Here is a 14,353-nt window from a genome sequence, read left to right as displayed (position 1 = left end):
TGATCACAACGCGACACGGACGTACGTCCGGTGACCAGTGGGATCAGGAAGATCAGGTGAGAAACGTCTTGAGCTCGTGCACGAGCTTCTTGATGTGGCCGGAGATCACCGGCGTGCCGAGGTCCTTGAAACGCTCCCGGTACCACGGGTTGACGCTGCCGCGCCCCGAGCTGGTCACCGAGCCGACCGGGATGAACTTCGCTCCCGAGCGGTGAATGGCGGCCATGCCGTCGAACAGCTCCTGCTGGCGCCACTCGTAGAAGTCGGAGATCCACACCACCACGGTGTTGCGCGGCTCGGCGATCTTCGGCTGGGCGAGCTGCATGGCGACGGTGCCGTCGGTGCCGCCGCCCAGCTTGGTGCGCAGCAGCGTCTCGAACGGGTCGTGCGCCCATGGAGTGAGGTCCAGGGCCTGGGTGTCGTACGCGATCAGGTGGACGTCCACCTTCGGCAGCCCGGCGAAGATGGAGGCCAGGATGGTGCAGTTGACCATCGAGTCGACCATGGAACCCGACTGGTCCACGACCACGATGAGCCGTTGGGGCGTCGTCTTGCGGCTGGTGTGCCGGTAGTAGAGGCGGTCGACGTAGAGCCGCTCCTCCTCCGGGCTCCAGTTGGTGAGGTTCTTCCAGATGGTGCGGTCGAGGTCGAGGTTGCGGAACACCCGCTTGGGCGGTACGGACCGGTCGAGCTCGCCGACCGTGGCCTTCTCCACCTGGGTGCGCAGCACCTCGGTGACCTCGTCGACATAACGGCGGATCAGCGCCTTGGCGTTGGCCAGGGCCACGCCGGAGAGGTTGTTCTTGTCACGCAGCAACTGCTCGATCAGCGACATGCTCGGCGTCAGCCGAGAGGCCAGCTGCGGGTCGGCCAGCACCTCGCGCAGGTGCATGCGCTTGACGAGATCGCCCTCGATGGAGCCGAGTTCAGGGCCGATCGCGGGGATCAGCCGGCTGAGGTCCGGCGTGGGGCCGCCGATGCCCGTGCCGGTCGGGCTGACGCCCCCTCCGGCCCCCATACGGTGGGTGCCGCCGCGTCCGCCGCGCAGTTCGCCGGGCCGGCAGCCCAGGGCCCGCTCCAGCCAGTCGGCGTCGGACTGCCAGCGGGCCAACTGCTCGGCGGTGACGGTGCCGGAGCGGGGGGCGAAGACGTTCAGCAGCACCTTCGACGCGAGCGCCGCCCGCCGCACCTCGGCGGGCCGGTCGCGCACGCCGTCCTCGTCCGGCGCCGGGGCCATCAGCCCGTCGAACTCGGCGGCCAGCTCCGGGTGCCGCTGCACGACGGAGTCGACGGACGCACCTGGATCGAGCAGCGCGGACGGCAGGCCGATGTCCTCGACCACGGCGAGACTCGCCGACTCCAGGGCGGCCTGCTCCTCCGGGTCGAAGAGACGTGCCAGCAGACGCCAGTAGAGGACCTGCCGCCGGTTGTCGTACGGATCGGGCTCGGGAGCATCCACATTCCCGCTGGTGTGGTGGGTCATTTCCGCAGCAGCCTTCCGGCGCGTTCGCGCAGCACGGTGACGGCGTCGGTGGCGGCCTTCTCGGCCCGGACCCCGGCCTTGTCGGCCGTACCGCCGGCCCAGGCACCCGCGTGCACGGCGACGGACTTCTTCCGTACGGTCCGCTCGACGGCGAGCGGCTGGAGGAGGAACGCCCCGGCGTCCCAGCGCAGCAGCCCGACACACGCACCGGACGCGGCGACGACCTCGGGCGCGAGCGGACCGGCGGCCGGGACACGATCCGTGTCGACGGTCAGGCGATACCCGGCGACCTGGAAGACGATCCCGTCGTCCCCTTCCTCCGCGCCGTACCCCTCAAGGAGGACGGGCACCGCGATCCGGGCCGGGTGCCGGTCGAGCGGCGCCGTGGCGAAGGCGGCGGCGGTGGGCAGGGCCACCCGTGCGGTGGTGAAGACCTCGGCGGGCTCGCCCATGCGCGCACGGGCGTCGTCCCATATCAGGTCGCCCTCGGCGGTGACGGGCATCGCGTCGAGGTCCATCGCGCGGCCCTCGCTCACGGCTTCCAACAGAGACATGTGCGGTCGTAGTAGTTGCCACAGACCGGCGCCGACGACCGTGTCGGGCTTGGGCGCGGAGACCGAGGCCCGCACCAGCCGGGGCGTGCCACCGTCCGCAGGCTCGAACACGGCGTGTACCTGGGCCTGTACGGCGGTCGCGTGCTCCTGCACGTCGACCCCGAGCGGCAGCAGCCGGCCGGTCGCCCCGGTCACGGCGGAAGCGCGCGCCGCGCCCGGCAGCGTCAGCAGCAGGGCGCGCGACCACAGGTCGGCCCAGCGGCGTACCGGGACGCGCTCCAGGGTCGCCCCCGGGCAGGAGGCGGCGAGTTCGGCGGCGAAGCCGTCGAGCAGCGTGGCCAGACGGCGCAGCGCCGGGTCGGGCAGCATCGCGGAGACGACGGGCGCGGCCCCGTCGACGAGTTCGTGGTCCATGCCCTGCCAGCCGGACCGCGCCATCTCGCAGAGCCAACTACGGGCCGCCACACATGGATTCGCGGCGTGTTCGTCGTTGTCGGCCGCTTCGGCGGTGGCTTCCTCGGCTCGCGGCCGGCCGACGGCCTCCTCGACGCGGGCGGTCAGCGCGTCGTGCACGGCACCGAGCAGGGCGGTGCGGGCCGCGGCGAGCGCGACGAAGTGGTCCTCGCCGGCGGCTCCGGCGACCGCTTTGTCGGCGGCCTCGGCCACCCGCGCGGCCAGTGGCGTCCCGGCGACGGCGTCGGCGAGCACGGTCAGCCCGCCGGCCTGTCCGGGCTGTGGGCGCAGCAGACCGGCTGCGAGGGCCTCGTCGAACCCGTCCACGGCCCTGAGCGCCTCGTCGAGCCCGTCGACGGCGTCGGCCAGCAGATCGGCGTGCATCAGGCCACCGCCCTCGTCGTGGGGAACCACTGCATCTCGGGCACCGGTGCGGTACTCGGCGCGAGTTCGAGATAGGCCAGGTTCCGCAGGAACCGGCTGAACACCCGGGCCGCGGCCGAACTGCCCGCTGCCGAGGGGCGCGTGGCCGTCATGGCGGTGGTGACAGTGTGCGCGTCCGGCTGCTCCGCGTCGACCTCGACCTTCAGGTACCGGGCCACGCGCTCGGCGCCGTACTGGAGTACGGCCTCGCCGATGAGCGTGCGTATGTGGTTGCAGAACATGCCACGGGCCCCGCCGCAGGGGCGGTTGTTGTTGGTGCTGCACGCGAACGCGTACGTCCCCGCCTCGACCGAGGACACGTACACGCGCCCGATGTCCGACCCGCTGGACACCACACCCTGCAACCGCCCGTCGGCCAACTCGGCGAACGGCACCTTCGCGAGCTTCCGCGGCCGCGCCGACGGCACCACCCGTGCCGTGCTCGACTTCTCCCAGACCGACAACGCACCATCTCCCATGCATGCGAAAGGGGGCGCTCACGCCATCTCGGCGGAACAAGATCGAAGCTATCGGCGACCACTGACAACGCGGCTGGACGGCGGTCGGGGAGCGGGGGGAACGAGGCAGCGGGGCAGCCACTGACCTGCGACTTCAGTGGTCGAAGTATCGGACATGTGCGAGATGTTGACACCTTTCGGCGGATTCCTATCATCAATGCTTGTCCGTCACTGCGACCGCTGTTCGAAATATCGAAACATCCGGTCGTCGTTCTGACGGCTCCGGACGCGCACGGCAGCAGTCTTCGATCCGCTCTGGAAGTTCCCAGAGGGATGACATGTCCATGATTCGACCTGAGCTCTCGTCCGGCCCCGGCGGTGGGAAGCCGCCGACCCCTCATCCCAGGAGGCCACTCATGTCTGTGACACCGACCCGCTCAAGGCGGGTCAGACCGTTCGCTCTGCTGGCGCTCGTGCTGGCCATGGCCACGGCCATGCTCGGCGGTCGGGCCTCCGCCGGCAGCAGCGTCGCAGCCGCCGGCTCGCTCCCCTGTGACCTGTACGCCTCCGGCGGCACGCCCTGCGTGGCCGCTCACAGCACGACCCGCGCCTTGTACTCCGCGTACAACAGTCGCCTCTACCAGGTCAAACGCGCCTCCGACGGCGCCACCCGGGACATCGGTGTGCTCAGCGCGGGCGGTTACGCCGACGCCGCCGCGCAGGACGCCTTCTGCGCGGGAACGAGCTGCCTCATCACCGTCATCTACGACCAGTCCGGCCGCGGAAACCACCTCACCCAGGCGCCGCCCGGAGGGTTCTCGGGCCCGGCCGCGGGCGGGTACGACAACCTGGCGGAGGCATCCGCCGCGCCGGTCACCGTGGGCGGCCACAAGGCCTACGGCGTCTTCATCGCCCCCGGCACCGGCTACCGCGACAACAGCACCAACGGCATCGCGACCGGAGACCAGCCGGAAGGCATGTACGCGATCCTCGACGGCAGCCACTACAACGGCGGCTGCTGCTTCGACTACGGCAACGCCGAGACCAACAGTCTGGACACCGGCAACGGCCACATGGAGACCATCTACTTCGGCAACATCAAGTCCTGGGGCTACGGCACCGGAAACGGCCCCTGGGTCATGGCCGACCTCGAGAACGGTCTGTTCTCCGGGGTCAACCGCGGCTACAACGCCAACGACCCCAGCGTCAGCCACCGGTTCCTCACCGCCATCGTCAAGGGCGGCCCGAACCAATGGGCGATCCGGGCCGGCAACGCACAGTCCGGCGGCCTCTCCACCTACTACAGCGGCCCGCGCCCCAACGTCTCGGGCTACAACCCGATGCACAAGGAGGGGGCCATCATCCTCGGCATCGGCGGCGACAACAGCAACAGCTCCGCCGGTACCTTCTACGAGGGCGTCATGATCTCCGGCTACCCGTCGGACGCGACCGAGAACGCCGTGCAGGCCAACATCAACGCGGCCGGCTACGTGACGTCCGCCACGGCGGGCGGCCCGACCGTGGGCTCGCGGGTCTCGCTGCGGGCCACCACTTCCTGCTGCACCACGCAGTACCTCCGGCACAACAGTGCCGACAGCAACGCCTCCATCGCGACGGTCTCCTCCTCCAGCGCGGCCGCCGACAAGGCGGCGGCCACCTGGATCGTGCGCGCGGGCCTGGGTGACGCCTCCTGCGTCTCCTTCGAGTCCGCCGACAAACCGGGCCAGTACCTGCGCCACTACGACTTCCGGCTGCGCATCGACAGCGACAACGGCAACGCGCTGTTCCGGCAGGACGCCACGTTCTGCCCGCAGGCGAGCCACAACAGCCAGGGCATCTCGCTCCGGTCCGCCAACTACCCCAGCGACTTCGTACGCCATTACAACCAGGACGCCTACATCGCGAGCCACGGCGGTTCCCACACCTGGGACAACACCGCGCTCTGGGCCGACGACACCAGTTGGGTCATGGCCTCTCCCTGGGCCTGACACCCACCCCGCACCCTCCGCACCACGGCCGTGCCACCCGCCCCGGTGGCGCGGCCGCCTCTGTGGCCTCTGCGCAGGGCCCCGGCGACGCACTCGACGACGGGTGCCCTTCGCCACAATGTGCCCATTTCAGGATGGATGGATGCCTATAAATGGTTTTGGAGCTGGTTGCGCTGCTCAGGCAGGCGGCTCCAGAGATGCAGAGACCAGCGACATGGGAGAAACGGTTGATCACGGAACGTAAGCGACGCACCAGGATGGTGGCTGCGGCCGGCGTACTCGGCGGCGTACTCGCGCTCACCGCCTTCGGCGGTACCAGCAACGCTGCCACCAGCGGAAACGACACCGGGAACCACCCGAAAACGCAGGCGCAGGCGGATCCGACGACCGCCCAGGACGCTTCCGACGCCCGGATAAGCATCACGCCCAAGCAGGGCGCCCACAACGTCGGGATGAACGACCCCGTCAAGGTCACCGCCAGTAACGGAAAGCTCACCAAGGTGACCATGACCGCCATCGCGACCGGTGCCCAGATTCCGGGCACCCTGTCCGCGGACGGCACGTCCTGGAAGCCGGACGGCCAGCTGGAGCGCGCCACAAAGTACCAGGTCACCGCAGACGCCGAGGACGCCAAGGGCCGCTCCGTCACCGGAAACGCCACGATCACCACGGTCTCCCCGGCCGGGGACTTCGTCGGGCACCTCTCTCCCGAGGACGGCTCGACCGTCGGCGTGGGCATGCCGGTGACGGTCGACTTCGACAAGGCGATCGGCAACAAGGCCGCCATGGAGTCGAAGATCCAGGTCAGCTCCAGCAGCGGCCAGCGGGTCGTCGGTCACTGGTTCAACGGCCATCGCCTGGACTTCCGCCCCGAGCACTACTGGAAGCCCGGCTCCACCGTCACCGTCAAGCTCAACGTCCACGGCAACCAGAAAACGGTCACGTTCAAGATCGGCCGGAGCCAGGTCAGCACGGTCGACGCCGAGACGAAGCAGATGACCGTCGTGCGGGACGGCAAGACGATCAAGACCATCCCGATCTCGTCCGGCAGCCCCGAGCACCCGACGTACAACGGCCAGATGGTCATCTCCGAGAAGTTCAGCCAGATCCGCATGAACGGCACGACCGTCGGCCTCACGAAGAAGGACGGCAAGCCCGCGTACGACATCGCGGACGTACCGCACGCCATGCGCCTGTCCGCCTCGGGCACGTTCATCCACGGCAACTACTGGAGTGCCGACCCGATCTTCGGCAAGGCCAACACCAGCCACGGCTGCGTGGGCCTGAAGGACGTCAAGGGCGGTGACGACGGCAAGCAGCCCGCCGCGTGGTTCTTCGACCACTCGATGATCGGTGACGTCGTGATCGTCAAGAACTCCGACGACAAGGCCGTACTGGCCCCGGACAACGGCCTCAGCGACTGGAACATGCCGTGGAACCAGTGGGTCGCGGGCAGCGCCACCAACTGACGTCACGAGCCGGTTCTCCTCGTCCCAGGTGTAACGCCGTACCGCCGGGTACTCTCGGTCCCATCGTCATAGCGGCCCGACGGGCTTCCGCTCCGCTCCGGTGGAGTCTCGAAGGACATGCCCCCACCCGCACGAGTCACTTCGTGCTGCCTGGGGGAAGTCCTTGCTGTTCCGCGAGTCCGCGAAGACCATCGCCGCGAGAGCGCTCGACAGTTCGCTCTACCTCCATCTCACCGAGCAGTTCGTCCATATGCACGGCTACCGGCCCAGCGCCGCCGAGGTCCGCTCCTGGGAGCGGAGCGTCCCCGCACTGGCCGCCGCGCTCAACGACGCGGGTCTCGGCGAGGTCGAGGTCATGCTGGAGTACGCGCTCCCACTGAACAGCAAGCGCGCCGACGCCGTCCTCGCCGGAGTGCACCCCACCACGGGCGAGCCGTCGTACGTGATCGTCGAGCTGAAGCAGTGGAGCCAGGCCGAACCGGACGAGGACGACCCGGCGCTGTGCCGGATCGACGCCTACACGCACCCGGTCCTCAACCCCATCGAACAGGTGCGCCGTTACTGCGAGTACCTCGTCAACTTCAATGGCGCGGTGGCCGAGCACCCTGGCCGCGTCACTGGCGTGGCGTACCTGCACAACGCCACGGAGTTCGGCGTGGGCGGCCTGCGCGCCATCGAACTCGACGACCGCGGCCAGTTGTTCACGGCCGAGCGGCGAGGCGACTTCATCGACCACCTCCGCACCAAGCTCAGCGACAAGGTGCCCGGCGCCCGCGCGGCCGACGAACTCCAGGCGGGCAGAACGGTCCCGTCGAAGCAGCTGATGTCGGTCGCGGCCCAGGAGGTGCGCGAGCGAGAGCAGTTCATCCTCCTGTATGAGCAGCAGGTCGCTTACCGCGTGGTGCTCAACGCCGTACGCGCGCCGGGTGCCTGCAGCTCGCCGCGTACGGGGAGTCACCGTACGGAGGCGCGTGGTGGAGAGTGCGGTGGCCGGTGGAACTGGTGAGCCACCGCACCCTTCGGTAGGGCAGGGCGGGGTCAGACCCGGTTGCAGCGGTCTCGAAGCTCGGAGATGACGGCTTTCTCACGCGCGTTGACGTCGCCGTCCACGGCGGCCACCCGCTCGGCCGCGTCGAGGATGTCGCTCAGGTCCCCCGGCTCGGCGTCTATGCGCCGCCACACCTCGGCGGGGTCGATGTCGACAAGCTGAGCGAGCTGTTCGTCGACCACCTGATGCCGCTCCCTGACCACCCCCACCAGGTGCCGCATCAACAGCGTCTCATCGTCCGCGATCTTGCGGTTCGCCCTGATGACGAGCCATGCGACCCACAGCATCAACTGCGGGTGCCGGCTGCTCTTGCTCAGATTCTCGGCGAGTTCGATCACCCGCGCCTCGTTCCGGAAGACGGCCTGCGCGTGCCGCCCCGCGACCAGCGTCGTATAGCGGTTCAACACCACCGCGAGGGGAACGCCGACCACGGGGATACCGATCTTGATGACGTTGCGCTGGAGGAGATACTTCCCGACGATGGGGAGCCCCTTCGCGGCACTGAGTACCGCTTTGGAGTAGAAACGCTTGATCACCGGCCGGACCATGGCCGGGACCGCCTTGACCACGCTTTCCCGGACCACTTCCCCGCTCTTGATCGTGAAGGCCACGCGAATGAGCTTCCACATGCCATCGGGATCCGACAGGTCGAGCGGGACCCGATAGAGGACTGAGACGTCGTAGGCCAGGCGGAGCTGGAGCCGGGTGGTGAACGCGACATCGACCATCATGGTTGCGACAGCGGCCGGGACAGTCGCCGGCGAGGCGCCGCCAAGGCTTCCGATGGTGGCGGCGACGGCCGCCGTGTAGGCCCCGGCGGAGAGCCCGCCTTCGAGCGCGGCGTACCGGGCCGCCATCTTGATCCGCTGTTCGACGATGCCGTCCGCGGGTACGCCCGCGTACCGTTTTTGGAAGTACTGCCAGTCGACCTTGGCGGTGTAGGAGCTCATGGCCTGAGCACTGAGCTTGGTGAACCAGTTGCCGGACTTGATGTCATCCGCGCTCAGACCCTTGACGAACTCACGTATCTCGGCCTGTTCTTGCTCGACGAACTTCCGGTCGGCATCTTCGTCGCCGCCGGTGTCGGCAGCGTCAATCGGAGCTTCGGTCATGATGGCCCCCCCCGGGCGGTTCAGCGTGTAGCCAGGTTGCCTGGTTCGGCCAACCCCGCTGACGTCTCAACAGGGTGACTCAGTAACCGGCACATCTGTCGAAGGATGTCCAGTGAGCTGCAAACCTTAGCGCGTCATGATGCGGTTGGTGCCGTTGTGTGGACCTCTGTCGTGATCGCCTTCCCCGCGGCCAACTGCGTCGCGCACCAGGCAACCCCGCGTCGGTTCGGCACCGTGAACAGTGCGCTGCCGGGGCGGCGGGAGGGTATGCACGCTGCTCCGTACGCTGGGTCAGCGTACGGACACGTTCGGTGGATTGTACGAATTCCGGTTGGCCACTCTGGTCGTTCTCCAGCAGAGGGAACTGGCACGTGTACACCTGGAGGTGGGCCTCGATGACGACCGACGACGTCGAACCGGCGGTGCCGGGCGGGGAGTGCGAGCGGGAACCGGGCCCGTCGGACAGCCTGCGGACGTTCGGGGCTGTGGTGCAGGCGCTGCGGGAGCATGCGGGGCTGAGCCGGGTGGAGTTCGGGGAGCTGGTGCGTTTCTCCAAGCACACGGTGGCATCAGTGGAGTTGGGGCGGCGGATGCCGGACGAGTCGTTCGTGGAGCGGGCGGAGGGTGCGCTGGGCAACACCGGGGCGTTGCGGAAGTCAGCCCAGTTCCTGACGCGGGGGGAGGCGGGGCTGGCGGCTTGGTTCCGGCGGTGGGCGAGGCTGGAGCGCGTGGCGGTGAGCCTGTGCACGTATGAGTGCCGGTTGGTTCCGGGGTTGTTGCAGTCGGAGGGGTACGTCCGGGCCCTCTGCGAGAACGAGATCCCGCCTCTGTCGGACGAGGGCCTGGAAATCACCGTGCAGGCGCGCATGGAGCGTCAACAATTGCTCCGGGAGAGGCCCAACACAACGTTCGACTTCGTCCTTGAGGAAGCCGTCCTCATGCGTCGTTTGGGTGGAACGCAGGTCGCTGCCGAGCAGCTCGACCTGATCCTTGAGCTCGCCTCGCTGCGCAACGTGACGGTTCAGGTCATGCCGGCCGACAGTGAGCAACACGCATGTCTTTCCGGGCCAGTGCGGCTGTTGGAGATGCCGGACGGCCACTGGCGAGCGTACTCCGAAGGGCAGGAGAGCGGCCGCTTGATCGCTGACCCGAAAGAGGTGAGCCGGATCTACATGCGCTATGCAAGACTGCGTTCGCAAGCACTTTCCCCGAGGGACTCCGCGAGCCTGCTGATGCGGATCAGAGGAGCGCTATGAACACGGCCAAACTCGACTGGTTCAAGTCAAGTTACAGCAGCGCACAGGGCGACGACTGTGTGGAGGTCGCCGTCACGGAACAAGCCATCCACGTCCGGGACTCCAAGGACGTGACACGCCCTTCCTTCGACGTCGACCGGGACGGCTGGGCGCGCTTCGTGACCTTCGCGGCCGAGGCCTGAGCCGTACGCGCACCGGCGGCGGCGCTGCCGCGACCGCCGTCGGACTCGCTCCGTCACCGAAGGCAGGATGACCGTCACCGGCGGTCGATCAGCGACTGTGGTGTGATCGCGCGTCGCCCAGGCGCTGTATCGCCGCCTTGATCGCGCCGAGTTCGCCCATCAGCCGGTCGATGGCGGCATCCAGGACGAGCACTGGGTCGTGGGCGGACCAGAAACGGATGACCTCGCTCAGTTCCTCCTCCCAGTACGTGTCCGGATCGTTCACCGGGAGTTCGAGATGCCGGGCCAGCTCGACGAAGCCCGGACCGGGTACCCGAGTGTCCTGTGCCACCACCAGTGCGGAAAGCATGGGCCTGCCGTGCTCCACCTCGTACCTGCTGACGTTCCCGAGTGCAGGGAACAAGGTGCGGAAGGGCGGTCGGCTCATTCCCGTGTTCCGGCCCTCCGAGTCGATCAGCAGCCCCAGTTCCTTGTACGTCAGACACGCCTCGCGCGGCTTCGCCGGATCGGCCTCCCGCGCACGGTTGCTGAGGACACGGTGGATGTCGCGTTCCGCCGGCGTCAGGGTGATCACGTCGAACTCCCAGGATCGGAACGGCCCCAGGGGCCGTGACTTGGTGAACGGGTGTTCCGGACTTCGCCTGCACCTGTGACGCCGGTCCGGACGGCAACGACACACGACCTTCTTGGCCCCCCGTACACCGTTCGGTTCCCTCGCCGATCGATGCCACAAACCTGTCGCAATCCAAGTGATCCCATGCCTCCGCCGCCCCTCAACGGTCAGACTGGGCTGAAACGTCGCTGGAGGTGCGGGTGACACGTCGGACATGTGATGGATGGGTCCACGGTCTCAGGGGACAGACTCTCTGCTTCACCGGCAAGATCGTCGTGGACGGTCAGTGGATGGTTCGCACGGAGTGTGCTCGAAGGGCCGATCTGCGCGGTGAAACGGCAAAGACCGACTTCTCCGGCGGAATCAGCCTGGTGGTCCACGGGGACCTCACCGGCAAGCAGGTGTCCGACACCGGAGAACTTCACGTTCACCGCGAACACCGGGCACGTCCGCGAGGCCGACCTGCTGGTCGTCGCCCCCAGTGAAATGTACATGATCGAGCTGAAGGACTGGCACGGCTCGGTCACCCCCGAGAACGGCATCTGGGTGCAGACCACCCCCGGCGGTCGGCGCCGCACCCACCCCGTGGCTGCCAGGTCGGCCATCAGTCCTGCGGCACGCAGCAGCACGCGGCGGGTGGGACGAGGTGCGGCCGAGTCGTGCTTCGCGGTGTCGGTCACGCGGACTCCTTGAAGAGAGGCGAGAGCGGCTTGATCGGCTCACCGTTCCCAGCGCGGCCGTGTCTGGTCAACGAGCGGGGTGAAAATAGCTACCAAATTGCCAGTATTCGACGTAAGAAACTTCCACCGGCGCCGAGTTGAACCGCCTCTGACGGGTCTCGACCAGGGCCCGTCAGCCGCCCGCCGTCAGCCTCGTCGTCGTGCCCGAACAACCGCCATGGCGGGGCGTGTCGCGCGGGCGTACACCCCCGCCGCTGTGAGGAACACCCCCATGACCGCGGCGGAAGCGGCGGCTGTTGCCCAGCCGGGGTGGTCGGTCGGGTCCGTAGCGGACTGCCAAGTCCAGGTCGCTACGGCCACCGCCGTGGCCAGGCCGAGGGTCAGGACGGCGGCTACGACGGTTCGGGAGGCGGGCGGGGCAGTTGGCGGCGGGGCGTGGCCCAAGGCGGTCCAGTGGTGGGCCATTTCGCGGGCCTCGCGTCTGCGCCGGGCGGCGGCGTGCAGGCGCAGGGCGGTGGCGACGACGGCACCGGCGACGGCCGCGGCGACCGGCGTCCCACCATGCCTCGGCGACGAGCAGCAGCACGGCGAGGGCGCCCGCGCCGGCCCAGCCGGTCACGCAGGCCGCGGCGGCGATGCGCCGGGACTCGGGCCGGTCCGCGCCGGCCCGCAGGTCGGCGAGGGCCGGCACGTACCAGACGGAGCCCGCGGTGGTGAGCGCCGCGGCTCCCAGGGCGGCGACGGCGTGGGGCACGGCCTACCTCGCCGTTTCTTCCACCTCGGGCCGCCCCACGGCCCCGGCAGCCCCGGCGACAGCGGCAGCCCCGGTGACACCAGCGGTCCCCGCGAGACGAGCGGCCCCGCCAGCCCCGCCGACCCCCGTGACCCCCGAGATCTCAGGATGGTGCAGGTCGAACGCCGGGGACTCCGTCCGGATACGGGGCAGGGAGGCGAAGTTGTGCCGGGGTGGCGGGCACGACGTTGCCCATTCCAGGGAGCGGCCGTAGCCCCACGGGTCGTCGACGCCGACCGGCTTGCCGTACTTGGCGGTCTTCCAGACGTTGTAGAAGAACGGGAGGATCGACAGGCCGAGCAGGAACGACCCGATCGTTGACAACGTGTTGAGCATGGTGAAGCCGTCGGCCGCCAGGTAGTCGGCGTACCGGCGCGGCATGCCCTCGACGCCCAGCCAGTGCTGGACCAGGAACGTGAGGTGGAAGCCCACCGTGAGCGTCCAGAACGTGATCTTGCCGAGCCGCTCGTCGAGCATCTTGCCCGTGAACTTCGGCCACCAGAAGTGGAATCCGGCGAACATCGCGTACACGACCGTGCCGAAGATCGTGTAGTGGAAGTGAGCCACCACGAAGTACGAGTCGGACAGGTGGAAGTCCAGCGGCGGCGAGGCCAGGATCACTCCGGTCAGACCGCCGAAGAGGAACGTGACCAGGAAGCCCACCGTCCACAGCATCGGCGACTCGAAGCTCAACGAGCCGTTCCACATCGTGCCGATCCAGTTGAAGAACTTCACACCGGTCGGGACCGCGATCAGGAAGGTCATGAACGAGAAGAACGGCAGCAGTACACCACCGGTGACGTACATGTGGTGCGCCCACACCGTCAGCGACAGGCCCGCGATCGAGATGGTCGCGCCGATCAGGCCCATGTAGCCGAACATCGGCTTGCGGGAGAAGACCGGGAGGACCTCACTGACGATGCCGAAGAACGGCAACGCCAGGATGTACACCTCCGGATGGCCGAAGAACCAGAACAGGTGCTGCCACAGCAGCGCCCCGCCGTTGGCCGAGTCGAAGACGTGGCTGCCGAACTTGCGGTCCATCTCCAGCGCGAACAGCGCCGCCGCGAGCACCGGGAAGACCATCAGTACGAGGAGCGCGGTCAGCAGCACGTTCCACGTGAAGATCGGCATGCGGAACATGGTCATGCCCGGCGCGCGCATGCAGATGATCGTGGTGATGAAGTTGACCGAGCCGAGGATGCTGCCGAACCCGGACAGCGCCACGCCCGTGATCCACATGTCGGAGCCGATCCCCGGCGAGTGGACCGCGTCCGACAGCGGCGCGTAGAGGAACCAGCCGAAGTCGGCCGCGCCCTGCGGGGTGAGGAAGCCGGCCGCGGCGATGAGGGAGCCGAACAGGAACAGCCAGTAGGCGAGCATGTTCAGCCGTGGGAACGCGACGTCGGGTGCCCCGATCTGCAGCGGCATGATCCAGTTCGCGAAGCCGGTGAACAGCGGCATCGCGAACATCAGCAGCATGATCGAGCCGTGCATCGTGAACGCCTGGTTGAACTGCTCGTTCGACATGATCTGCAGTCCGGGGCGGGCGAGTTCGGCCCGCATCGCCAGCGCCATCACGCCACCGAGCACGAAGAACGCGAAGGCGGTGACGAGGTACAGCGTCCCGATCTTCTTGTGGTCCGTGGTGGTCAGCCACTCCACCCACGAGGGCCGACCGGGGCCATGCCCTGGGACCGCGCTTGCGGGAGCCGGCGTCTCGTCCTTGTCTTCCGGCCGTACTGCCGCCGCCTGTTGTATGCGCACCTCGTCCACCGGACGGTGCCTCCCGATCTGCTCTCTGCATCGATGAAACGACGAACCTGGAGGTACTCCGGTCG

Annotated in this window: 11 protein-coding genes and 1 pseudogene; 6 read left to right on the top strand and 6 right to left on the bottom strand. The window is 68.3% G+C overall.

All coding sequences use genetic code 11. The annotated features are described in order from the left end of the window. Window positions 1-52 precede the first annotated feature (52 nt). Genes ACIP4X_RS25000 through ACIP4X_RS24990 form a run of 3 tightly spaced genes read right to left on the bottom strand, consistent with a single transcriptional unit; the run spans window position 53 to window position 3,392 of the window. Window positions 53-1,483, bottom strand: coding sequence for a VWA domain-containing protein (locus tag ACIP4X_RS25000; protein ID WP_401350693.1), 1,431 nt, complete (start codon window positions 1,481-1,483; stop codon window positions 53-55). Then, complete coding sequence (locus ACIP4X_RS24995) at window positions 1,480-2,874, bottom strand: hypothetical protein (protein WP_401350690.1); 1,395 nt, start codon at window positions 2,872-2,874, stop codon at window positions 1,480-1,482. Before ACIP4X_RS24995 ends, ACIP4X_RS25000 begins: the two co-directional genes overlap by 4 nt. Next, window positions 2,874-3,392 carry a hypothetical protein gene (locus ACIP4X_RS24990; protein ID WP_401350687.1) on the bottom strand — a complete coding sequence of 173 codons (519 nt, stop codon included), beginning with the start codon at window positions 3,390-3,392 and terminating at the stop codon, window positions 2,874-2,876. Before ACIP4X_RS24990 ends, ACIP4X_RS24995 begins: the two co-directional genes overlap by 1 nt. A gap of 395 nt (window positions 3,393-3,787) precedes the next feature. On the opposite strand from ACIP4X_RS24990, the gene ACIP4X_RS24985 reads away from it, so the two are divergent. From ACIP4X_RS24985 to ACIP4X_RS24975, 3 genes and pseudogenes are all read left to right on the top strand, one after another. Then, window positions 3,788-5,359 carry an alpha-L-arabinofuranosidase B gene (locus ACIP4X_RS24985; protein ID WP_401350685.1) on the top strand — a complete coding sequence of 524 codons (1,572 nt, stop codon included), beginning with the start codon at window positions 3,788-3,790 and terminating at the stop codon, window positions 5,357-5,359. Between the two features lie 257 nt (window positions 5,360-5,616). After that, window positions 5,617-6,828, top strand: a complete 1,212-nt coding sequence (locus tag ACIP4X_RS24980; protein ID WP_401350746.1) for an Ig-like domain-containing protein — start codon at window positions 5,617-5,619, stop codon at window positions 6,826-6,828. A gap of 163 nt (window positions 6,829-6,991) precedes the next feature. Next, a pseudogene (locus ACIP4X_RS24975) lies at window positions 6,992-7,747 on the top strand (ATP-binding protein); the annotation flags it as partial. A 119-nt stretch (window positions 7,748-7,866) separates the two neighbouring features. Here ACIP4X_RS24975 and ACIP4X_RS24970 read toward each other — a convergent pair. Continuing rightward, window positions 7,867-8,988, bottom strand: a complete 1,122-nt coding sequence (locus tag ACIP4X_RS24970) for a hypothetical protein (protein WP_358731668.1) — start codon at window positions 8,986-8,988, stop codon at window positions 7,867-7,869. Between the two features lie 395 nt (window positions 8,989-9,383). Between ACIP4X_RS24970 and ACIP4X_RS24965 the strand changes: the two genes are divergently transcribed. Together ACIP4X_RS24965 and ACIP4X_RS24960 are read left to right on the top strand one after the other, a co-directional pair. Continuing rightward, window positions 9,384-10,244, top strand: a complete 861-nt coding sequence (locus ACIP4X_RS24965; protein ID WP_401350681.1) for a Scr1 family TA system antitoxin-like transcriptional regulator — start codon at window positions 9,384-9,386, stop codon at window positions 10,242-10,244. Continuing rightward, window positions 10,241-10,426 carry a DUF397 domain-containing protein gene (locus ACIP4X_RS24960; RefSeq protein ID WP_358731670.1) on the top strand — a complete coding sequence of 62 codons (186 nt, stop codon included), beginning with the start codon at window positions 10,241-10,243 and terminating at the stop codon, window positions 10,424-10,426. Before ACIP4X_RS24965 ends, ACIP4X_RS24960 begins: the two co-directional genes overlap by 4 nt. 88 nt (window positions 10,427-10,514) lie before the next feature. Here the strand turns inward: ACIP4X_RS24960 and ACIP4X_RS24955 are convergent, their stop codons facing one another. Beyond that, complete coding sequence (locus tag ACIP4X_RS24955; RefSeq protein ID WP_358731672.1) at window positions 10,515-11,000, bottom strand: hypothetical protein; 486 nt, start codon at window positions 10,998-11,000, stop codon at window positions 10,515-10,517. A 258-nt stretch (window positions 11,001-11,258) separates the two neighbouring features. Here ACIP4X_RS24955 and ACIP4X_RS24950 point away from each other — a divergent pair, with 258 nt between their 5' ends. Beyond that, complete coding sequence (locus tag ACIP4X_RS24950) at window positions 11,259-11,732, top strand: nuclease-related domain-containing protein (protein WP_401350678.1); 474 nt, start codon at window positions 11,259-11,261, stop codon at window positions 11,730-11,732. Between the two features lie 744 nt (window positions 11,733-12,476). On the opposite strand, the gene ctaD is transcribed toward ACIP4X_RS24950, so the two are convergent. Then, complete coding sequence (gene ctaD, locus ACIP4X_RS24945) at window positions 12,477-14,177, bottom strand: cytochrome c oxidase subunit I (protein WP_401350675.1); 1,701 nt, start codon at window positions 14,175-14,177, stop codon at window positions 12,477-12,479. Between the last annotated feature and the right edge of the window lie 176 nt (window positions 14,178-14,353).

Origin of the sequence: Streptomyces sp. NPDC088817 (assembly GCF_044750345.1) — a bacterium.
GTDB lineage: Bacteria > Actinomycetota > Actinomycetes > Streptomycetales > Streptomycetaceae > Streptomyces.
The sequence above is the reverse complement of the archived record's forward strand: the minus strand, read 5'-3'. Positions and strand labels throughout refer to the sequence as shown.

Excerpts from the sequence above, each read along its gene's own strand:
- ACIP4X_RS24950 (WP_401350678.1), top strand. The coding sequence starts at position 11,259 with ATGGATGGGTCCACGGTCTCAGGGGACAGACTCTCTGCTTCACCGGCA.
- ACIP4X_RS24995 (WP_401350690.1), bottom strand. The coding sequence starts at position 2,874 with ATGCACGCCGATCTGCTGGCCGACGCCGTCGACGGGCTCGACGAGGCG.
- ACIP4X_RS24985 (WP_401350685.1), top strand. The coding sequence starts at position 3,788 with ATGTCTGTGACACCGACCCGCTCAAGGCGGGTCAGACCGTTCGCTCTG.
- ACIP4X_RS24980 (WP_401350746.1), top strand. The coding sequence starts at position 5,617 with ATGGTGGCTGCGGCCGGCGTACTCGGCGGCGTACTCGCGCTCACCGCC.
- ACIP4X_RS24970 (WP_358731668.1), bottom strand. The coding sequence starts at position 8,988 with ATGACCGAAGCTCCGATTGACGCTGCCGACACCGGCGGCGACGAAGAT.
- ACIP4X_RS24965 (WP_401350681.1), top strand. The coding sequence starts at position 9,384 with ATGACGACCGACGACGTCGAACCGGCGGTGCCGGGCGGGGAGTGCGAG.
- ACIP4X_RS25000 (WP_401350693.1), bottom strand. The coding sequence starts at position 1,483 with ATGACCCACCACACCAGCGGGAATGTGGATGCTCCCGAGCCCGATCCG.
- ACIP4X_RS24960 (WP_358731670.1), top strand. The coding sequence starts at position 10,241 with ATGAACACGGCCAAACTCGACTGGTTCAAGTCAAGTTACAGCAGCGCA.
- ACIP4X_RS24990 (WP_401350687.1), bottom strand. The coding sequence starts at position 3,392 with ATGGGAGATGGTGCGTTGTCGGTCTGGGAGAAGTCGAGCACGGCACGG.